Raw genomic sequence first — 4428 nt, 5'->3', positions numbered from 1 at the left:
GCACGGCTGGTGCCTGGCCGGCGGCTCCGAGCTCGCGACCGCCTGCGACCTGGTCTACGTCGCCGAGGACGCCCAGATCGGCTACCCGCCGGTGCGGATGATGAGCCCGCCGGACAACCAGTTCCACGCCTGGCTGTGCGGCCTGCGCCCGGCCATGGAGATGATGCTGACCGGCGACGCCATGGATGGCCTGGAGGCGGTCCGCGTCGGCTTCGCCAACCGCGCCTTCCCGGCCGACCAGCTGGACGCCGAGGTGCTGAGGGTCGCCGAGCGCATCGCCAAGATCCCCACCGACGTGCAGCAGATGAACAAGCGCTCCGTCCACCGCGCCATGGAGATCATGGGCCTGCGCGCCGCGATCCGGGCCGGGACCGAGATCCAGGCGCTCGCGCTCACCACCGAGAGCTCGAAAGCCACGTTCGCGAAGGTGCGCGAAGACCTGACCAAGGGGCTGAGCGCCCGCGACGAGGCGTTCGGCGACTACCGCACCCGCCGCTGAAGGTCGGATAGCTCGGCCGGCGGCGTGATCGATGTCGGGAGGCGCCCCGGACGATAGAGCTTGGACAACTGCCCATCGATGAGGGCGTGCTGCCGCTCGGCCGGCCAGTCGGCGGGATCGAAGATCACCTGCACGGCCATGCCGATCAGGGAGGTCAGGAGCCGACGCATCTCGTCTTCGAGATCGAGGCCCGGAACCAGCACGCCGCGGGCGTTCAGGTCACGCATCACCCGCGTCAGATTGCCTCGGGTTCGCAGGATGCAGTTCCGCTGCACCTCGGCGATCTCGGGATCGGAGATCGCCCGGGCCCAGAACGCGACCCAGATCTTCCACTCGATCACCTGTTCGTCGGTGAGCGGCATGAGCTCGGCGACGTACGCCTTCACGTCGCCCTCTGCGGCCGCGAGCGCCGTCTCGCACCGCGCGTTCGCCTGGTCGATGCTGGAGTTGTAGGTGAGGAACAGGAGTTCCTTCTTGTTGTGGAAATAGTGAGAAACGATGGCCGTGCTGCACTCGGCGGCCACGGCCACGTCGCGCACGGTCACGGCCTCCAGACCCGCCTCTGCAATCAGCCGCGACGCTACCGCCACGACCTGCTGCCTGCGCTCCTCGCGATCAACGAAAACCGGCATTGACACCCTTATAAAACGCTTGTCATATAACAGCAGTCACATGATGATCATTATAATAAACTACAGGTAGGAGGAACCCCATATGCAAGGATGCCGCCCGCACCCTTAGTGGCTTGAAATCGCCGATCGGGCAAGTCGCCGCTCCGCGAGGACAGGTTTCCCGTCGCCCCGACAAGTATTCCAACGCTGAAATGCCGCTCCGGCTTGACTGGAGTGAGTGACGGCCTGCGCCCGGAGCGTTGGCCCGCAAGCTTAGACCTGGACAAGATTCATGCAATCGACCGAAACGCTTCTGGAAACGCCGAACGACTGGGCCCTGTCCCAGGCGAGCCGGACGTTCCTCGCCGCCGGCGCTTTCGGCCATCTCATCGACGGCGAAACGGTCGGCTCCGTCTCGGGTGAGACCTTCCCCGTCTACGACCCGGCCACCGGTCGCGAGTTCGCCCGCTGCGCCGCCGCCGGCCGCGAGGACGTGGACCGCGCCGTGCGCTCGGCGCGTCAGGCCTTCGACGACGGCCGCTGGCGCAACCTGGAGCCGCTTGAGAAAGAGCGTCGGCTCCGGCGTCTGAGCGGGCTGATCCAGGACAACCGCGACCTCCTGATGGACCTCGACGTCATCGATGGCGGCCTAGTGCGCGCCTACTCGGAGTTCATCGTCAAGTTCGGCCAGGACGCCGTCGACTACTATTCCGGCTGGCCCACCAAGCTCCACGGGTCAACGCCCGCCTGCCCGCCCGACGTGGTGGTCCAGGAGGTCCGAGAGCCGGTGGGCGTGGTCGGCGTGATCACCCCTTGGAACGGCCCGTCCGCGGCGCCGGCCGGCATCGTCCCCGCCCTCGCCTGCGGCAACTCCGTGGTCCTGAAACCTGCCGAGCAGACGCCACTGGCGGCTCTGGTCGTCGGTCGCCTCTGCCTCGAAGCCGGCATCCCGGCCGGCGTCGTCAACGTGCTGCAGGGCGTCGGAGAGGTGGCGGGCGCAGGCCTCGTCGAGCATCCGATGGTCGACGTCATCGGCTTCACCGGCTCGGGCGACACCGGCCGCCGCATCCAGGCCGCCGCCGCGCCCCGGCTGAAGCGGGTCGGGATGGAACTGGGCGGCAAAAGCCCGCACATCGTCTTCGACGACGCCGATCTGGAGGCCGCCGCGACCACCGTCGCCGGCGCCGTCTGGGGCCATTCCGGCCAGGTCTGCACGGCGGGCTCGCGGGTGCTGGTCCAGCGCGGCATCCACGACGAGCTGGTGGCCGAGGTGGTCGCCCGCTCGCGCGACATCCGGCTGGGCTCGGGGTTCAAGGCCGACACCCAGATGGGCCCGCTGGTCTCCCGCGAGCAGCTCGACCGCGTCTGCCGCTACGTCGCGATCGGCAAGGCCGAGGGCGCTGAGCTGGTGCTGGGCGGCGAGCGGCATGGCCAGACCGGCTACTTCCACCAGCCGACGATCTTCACCGGCGTCCACAACGACATGACCATCGCCCGCGACGAGATCTTTGGGCCGGTCATGGCGGTCATCCCCTTCGACACCGAGGAGGAGGCGGTCGCCATCGCCAACGACAGCGAGTTCGGCCTGGCCGCCGGCGTCTGGACCCGCGACCTGGGCCGCGCCCATCGCATGACCCAGGCGATCCGCGCCGGGACCGTGTGGGTGAACACCTACCAGCGGGTCTACCCGTCGATCCCGTACGGCGGTGTCAAGCAGTCCGGCTACGGCCGGAACCTGGGGGCCCCGTCTCTCGACCACTATACTCAGACCAAGACGGTCTGGCTGAAGATCAGGTGAGCCGCATGTCCCAGGCCGCGAAGGAATACGTCATGAGCGCCGTAAGGTTCGAGATGTCCCTTGAGGTGCTGGTCCGCCAGCTGAAGGACCGCGTCGACGTGCTCGAGACGATGCACGCCTACTGCCGACACGCCGACAATCTCGACGGCGACGCCATGTCGGCCCTCTTCACCGAGGACTGCATCGCCAACTTCGTGCCCGGTGGCGAGGAGACGATCCTGCGCGGCCGCCGGGCGCTCAACGACTTCCTCAACATGGCCCTGGGCGGGACCGTCAGCGGCAGCCACCACATCGCCAACGAAGAGGTCATTTTCGAGACGCCCGACCGGGTGATCCTGCACTGCTACATGTACTCGTGGCAGCGGTTCACGGGCTTCCCGGTCACCGCCGACTGCCACCGCTGGGGCCGCTACGAGAACCGCTTCGTCCGCACGGACGCCGGCTGGCGCATGGACCGCCTGAAGCTGATCTCCGCCGGCGAGTACGGCGGCGCGCGCATCGGCGAGCAGCTCGGCCGCCCGTTCCCGCCCAAGTTCGAATGACGCCGCGGCCTTAGCCGCGCTGAACCCCAACAAAAATAACGACATGCCCTCGGGGGAGGAAACCACGATGAACCTGACATTCCCTAACGGAAGCCTCGATCGACGACGCCGCGCGGCGCGCCTCTTGCTGCTCTGCGCAGCGCCGGCGGCGCTCATGTGGGCGCACCCCGCCATCGCGGCGGATGCGGCTGACGACGACCAGAGTTCGGCGCTCGAGGAGGTGATCGTCACCGCCCGCAAGCGCCAGGAGAACATCCGCGAGATTCCGGTCGCGGTGACCGCCGTCTCGCAGGAGAAGCTCGACAAGTACGACCTGCGCAGCATCGAGGCGATCGCCGCCTCGATCCCGCAGCTCAGCGTGGTCCGCGGCTCGAGCGGCTCGGGCGCCACCATCAGCCTGCGCGGCATCGGCTCGACCTTCACCAGCATCGGCATCGAGCAGTCGGTCGCGGTGATCCTGGACGGCGTCTATTACGGCCAGGGCCGGATCATCAACGAAGGCTTCTTCGACATGAAACAGGTCGAGGTCCTGCGCGGACCTCAGGCGCTGTTCTTCGGCAAGAACGCCACCGCCGGCGTTCTGTCCTTCACCTCGGCCGACCCCGGCGAGTCCTTCGAGGCGCTGGCGCGCGTCGGTTACGAGTTCAAGGGACAGGTCGCGAACCTGGAAAGCGTGGTCTCGGGCCCCGTGACCGACACCCTGGGGCTGCGCCTCGCCGTGCGCTACTCCGACATGTCCGACGGCTACGTCATCAACGACGCTCCGGCCGCCAGCCTCACGACCCTGAACGTCGCCACCGGCGCGACCACTGTCCATGCCGGCCAGGCGCCCAGGCGCGACCTGCCGGGCGAGCGCGACCTCAGCGCCCGGCTGACGGCGCTCTGGCGCCCGTCGGACGACTTCAGCCTCAACCTGAAGGGCAGCCTCACCCGCTACCGCACCGAGAACGCCACCTGGAACAACGAGCTCATCAACTG

At 68.1% G+C, this 4428-nt stretch carries 5 protein-coding genes; 4 read left to right on the top strand and 1 reads right to left on the bottom strand.

All coding sequences use genetic code 11. The features are described from left to right. Positions 1 to 499: enoyl-CoA hydratase-related protein (locus VGD44_RS09785; protein WP_331086379.1), on the top strand; the 499-nt coding region annotated here is incomplete at its 5' end. Here VGD44_RS09785 and VGD44_RS09780 read toward each other — a convergent pair. Then, positions 481 to 1131 carry a TetR/AcrR family transcriptional regulator gene (locus VGD44_RS09780; protein ID WP_331086377.1) on the bottom strand — a complete coding sequence of 217 codons (651 nt, stop codon included), beginning with the start codon at positions 1129 to 1131 and terminating at the stop codon, positions 481 to 483. The genes VGD44_RS09785 and VGD44_RS09780 overlap by 19 nt on opposite strands. Before the next feature lie 271 nt (positions 1132 to 1402). Here VGD44_RS09780 and VGD44_RS09775 point away from each other — a divergent pair, with 271 nt between their 5' ends. From VGD44_RS09775 to VGD44_RS09765, 3 genes are all read left to right on the top strand, one after another. Continuing rightward, complete coding sequence (locus VGD44_RS09775) at positions 1403 to 2908, top strand: aldehyde dehydrogenase family protein (RefSeq protein ID WP_331086375.1); 1506 nt, start codon at positions 1403 to 1405, stop codon at positions 2906 to 2908. 5 nt (positions 2909 to 2913) lie between these two features. Further along, entirely contained in the window at positions 2914 to 3450 is a 537-nt protein-coding gene (locus VGD44_RS09770; protein WP_331086373.1) for a nuclear transport factor 2 family protein, read from the top strand. Positions 3451 to 3517: 67 nt separating this feature from the next. Beyond that, positions 3518 to 4428, top strand: a 911-nt coding sequence (locus tag VGD44_RS09765; RefSeq protein ID WP_331086371.1) for a TonB-dependent receptor plug domain-containing protein, incomplete at its 3' end; no start/stop codon positions are given.

Origin of the sequence: Phenylobacterium sp., assembly GCF_036402295.1 — a bacterium.
Lineage (GTDB): Bacteria > Pseudomonadota > Alphaproteobacteria > Caulobacterales > Caulobacteraceae > Phenylobacterium.
This window is presented reverse-complemented; position numbering and strand designations above follow the sequence as displayed.

What these genes read in the sequence shown, in the direction of transcription:
- VGD44_RS09780 (WP_331086377.1), bottom strand. Translation starts at nt 1,131, where the DNA reads ATGCCGGTTTTCGTTGATCGCGAGGAGCGCAGGCAGCAGGTCGTGGCG.
- VGD44_RS09770 (WP_331086373.1), top strand. Translation starts at nt 2,914, where the DNA reads ATGTCCCAGGCCGCGAAGGAATACGTCATGAGCGCCGTAAGGTTCGAG.
- VGD44_RS09775 (WP_331086375.1), top strand. Translation starts at nt 1,403, where the DNA reads ATGCAATCGACCGAAACGCTTCTGGAAACGCCGAACGACTGGGCCCTG.